The following is a 3,469-nucleotide window of genomic DNA, read 5'->3' on the forward strand; positions in this document are numbered from 1 at the left end:
AACCGATCACCGAACCAGGACAGATCACACACCTGAAGACCCGCCGACGAGACCGGCTCGGCGACACCCTCCACGAGTACCACCACGCCGCTTGACCAGGGCGGATGATTATTCGGCACCCGCAGGGCGGGAGCCGGGCGGGACGCGGACGGGAACGGGAGGCTTCAGGGTGCTGGAGTAGTTCTCTCCAGGAGGAGTCTCCAATGAAGCATCCCCCGGACCGGATCGACGTCGCCATGGGGCTACGCCGCATCCTTCAGGACCTGTCCGCCGTGGAGCGGTGGGCCGAGGGCGACGGGGCCGCGCCGCCGGTGCCGTACGCGGACGAGGAGCCGTGGGACGGCCCCGAGTTCAGCGTCGAGACAGTGAGCGACAGCAGCATGCACACGGTCGTGGACATCATCCCGCGGCGCGGTTCGGACCGGGTGCGGGCGGGCCGGGACCGGCCGAGCGAGGACGAGGTGGCGGCGCTGCGCTCCACCGTGCGGGCGCTGCTGGATCTGGCGGACGTTGGGTCGGGGCGCGCCTGGACCACCGTGGTGCTGACCGAGCGCGGGCCGCGCGTGGTCAGCTGCCGGCTGGGCGCCGGCGAGACGGTGTTCGCCCGGGAGCTGGTGCCGGAGCGGGACTGAAGGGCGGGGGCCGCGGCAGGGCGAGGCGGCCGGGAGAGGCGGGAGAGCGGAACCGGATACCGGAGCCGGATATCGGGCGATGCCCCTGAGGAGCGGCTCCGTGCCGTCCGCAACCCTGGAACGGGACCGGCCGAGCACGCCCCGCCCGGCCGTGATACCCGCTCCCACCTGCCGATACCGCCTTCCTTCCCGGCTCGGTAAGGGAGGCGGTATCGGTGTGGGAACGGTCCGGGAACGGGCCCCGGGAGAGTTCGTGGTGTCGGGAAGAGGAACCGGGAAAAACCGGGGATACCACGTAAAGGGGATACGTCATGGGACGCAAGTCGACCGGTCTCGTCGGAATCGTCGCCGCTGTCCTCGCCCTCGGCCTGGGAGCCACGATCGAGACGGGACACCCGCAGGGCCACTCGGCCGGTGTGCGGGTCGTCGCCGACGACCGCGGCCCCACGGTGATCGGCACCCACGGTTTTTCCACCGTCACGCCCACCGACGACCGCGGCCCGACCAGCGCCGCCGCCTGAGGCCCATCAACCACCACCGCGCCCCGCACCCGGTCCTCCCGGACCAGGTTGCGGGGCGCGGTCGTGTGAGCGTGGTGACGGGACCGGGTCAGCGGCGTCGGTCCGCCGGCACCCCCATCGCGGTGAACAGTTCCTCCGCGGACCGCTCGTGCCGTGCCGCCTCCTCGGTCCGGCCGAGCGCCGCCTGCGCCCGGGCGATGCCGGACAGGGCATAGGCCATCTCGATCCGGAAGTCCAGCAAGCCCGCCACCTCGTGCGCTCGCTCGTGCAGGGACAGGGCGGTCGTGGCGTCGCCCCGTCGGCACAGATAGCGGCCGACCGTGTTCTCGACCTTGGCGCGGCGCAACGGAGAAACGTTTGAGCTGGCGATGTCCAGCGCGCGATCCCCGTACTCGACGGCCTGCTCGGTACGGCTCAGCCGGTGGCAGACCTCCGCCGAGAGCGCGAAGGTCAGCGCCACCTGACCGGGGTCGCGGTTCTCCTCGCACAGGTCGCGCGCCTGCTTCAGACTGAGCTCGGCCGCTTCGTCGTCCCCGAGGCAGGCCTGCGCGAACGCCAGGTCGGTGAGCGCGACCAGCTTGCTCTCGTGCCGCCCGAGTTCGTCGCACAGCGCGATCGCCCGGCGGGCCGCCGACGCGGCCTCCTCGTGCCGACCCCACTGCTCGTACAGCGTGCTGAGCAGCGTGAGGCTCTCCGCCTCCGCACGGCTCGCGCCCAGCTCCCGCTCGTAGCCGATCGACTTCCCCAGGTGCGACAGCGCCTGCGGGAAGTGCCCGAGCAGACTGTTGAGCTGCCCCAGCGTGCTCTCGCTGTGGGCCAGGGTCTGGAGGTCGCCGAGTTGCTCGGCGACGTCCCGGCCTTCGGTGGCGATCTCAACGGCCTCGGTGAACCGCCCGAGCTTCCAGCAGGCGACGCCCAGATTGGACAGGCTGACACCGAGCAGCGGCAGTTCACCGAGCCGTCTCGCGGCGAACACCGCCTCCAGGCCCATCGAGCGGAACTCCTCCAACTGCCCGCGGGCACTGAGCTGGAAGGCCAGATTGCGGGTCAGCAACACGGTGTGCCGATCGCACCCGAGCCGCCGGGCCATGCCCACCATTCCCAACAGCGCCCCCTGTTCCCGCGCGAACCAGCGCTCCGCCTGCCCGCGCTCGGCGAACTGCGGTGCCCGTACCGGTATCTCGTCGCCGCCGGTGGGGATCCGGCGGCGCCCCGGGAACATCACCTGGCACGCCGACTCCGTCGCCGTCAGGTAGTAGTCGAGCAGCCGGTGCACCGACACGTCGTCGTCGTCCTCCGTCGCCTGCGACCGCAGACTGTGCGCGAAGCTGCGCACCAGGTCGTGGAAGGTGTAGAGGCCGATCTCCGGCTGCTGCAACAGGTGCACGTCCAGGAGGAGTTCGAGGATGTCCTCGGCGTCGTGGGAGTCCGTGCCGAGCAGCGCGGCGGCGGCGTGCACGTCGATGCCGCCGCGCGGATGCAGCGCCAGGATACGGAACGCGATCCGGCACTCCTGGTCCAGGGCCTGGTAGGATAGACGCAGGGTCGCGGCGACACTGCGCTGCCCCGAACTCAGCTCGTCCAGCCGGCGCGCCTCGTCGCGCAGCCGGTCGGCCAGGTAACGCAAGGTCCAGCGGGGGCGGTTCCGCAGCCGAGCCGTGGCGATGCGCAACGCCAGCGGCAGATGGCCGCACAGCCGGGCCAGCTCGGCGGCGGCCTCCGGCTCGGCCGCGCACCGCTGCTCGCCCAGGGTCTCCGCGACCAGCCTCACGCACTCCTGGGGCGACATCACGTCGACCGAGATCCACTGCGCCGAGTCCAGGTCCACCAGCCGGGCCCGGCTGGTGATCAGCACCAGGCAGCCCGGCGCGGTCGGCATCAGCGGCCGTACGCCGTCCGCGTCGGTGGCGTTGTCCAGCAGGAGCAGCAGCCGCCGACCCGTGATCGTCGCCCGCCACAGCGCCGTACGGCCCGCGAGGTCCTCCGGGATGCGCTCGCCCGGCACCCCCAGCGCGCGCAGCAGGCTGTCGAGCGCCCCGCCCGGGGTGACCGGCTCCTCGCCGGGGGTGTAACCGCGCAGATCGATGTAGATCTGGCCGTCGGGGAAGTCGGCCGCCAGGCTGTGCGCCGCGTGGACGGCGAGCGAGGTCTTGCCGCTGCCGCCCATGCCGTCCAGGGCCACGATCGGCGAGTGACGCGCGTAGTCCCGTCCGGCACAGTCCAGCAGCTCGGCCAGTTCGCGCTCGCGGCCGGTGAAGTCCGCCAGGTCGTACGGCAGGGTGCAGGGGGCGTTCGCGGGTGCGGTCGATACCGGGG

Annotated in this window: 3 protein-coding genes; 2 read left to right on the plus strand and 1 reads right to left on the minus strand. The window is 72.1% G+C overall.

What is annotated here, in order from left to right:
• Positions 1–203: 203 nt before the first annotated feature.
• Both C1I97_RS33505 and C1I97_RS33510 read left to right on the plus strand, forming a co-directional pair.
• Complete coding sequence (locus tag C1I97_RS33505; protein WP_111006787.1) at positions 204–632, plus strand: hypothetical protein; 429 nt, start codon at positions 204–206, stop codon at positions 630–632.
• 311 nt (positions 633–943) lie between these two features.
• Entirely contained in the window at positions 944–1,153 is a 210-nt protein-coding gene (locus C1I97_RS33510) for a hypothetical protein (protein WP_111006788.1), read from the plus strand.
• A gap of 88 nt (positions 1,154–1,241) precedes the next feature.
• Here the strand turns inward: C1I97_RS33510 and C1I97_RS42575 are convergent.
• Positions 1,242–3,469: tetratricopeptide repeat protein (locus C1I97_RS42575; protein WP_111006789.1), on the minus strand; the 2,228-nt coding region annotated here is incomplete at its 5' end.

Source organism: Streptomyces sp. NTH33, from assembly GCF_003236365.1.
Taxonomy (GTDB): Bacteria; Actinomycetota; Actinomycetes; order Streptomycetales; family Streptomycetaceae; genus Streptomyces.

What these genes read in the sequence shown, in the direction of transcription:
- C1I97_RS33505 (WP_111006787.1), top strand. Translation starts at nt 204, where the DNA reads ATGAAGCATCCCCCGGACCGGATCGACGTCGCCATGGGGCTACGCCGC.
- C1I97_RS33510 (WP_111006788.1), top strand. Translation starts at nt 944, where the DNA reads ATGGGACGCAAGTCGACCGGTCTCGTCGGAATCGTCGCCGCTGTCCTC.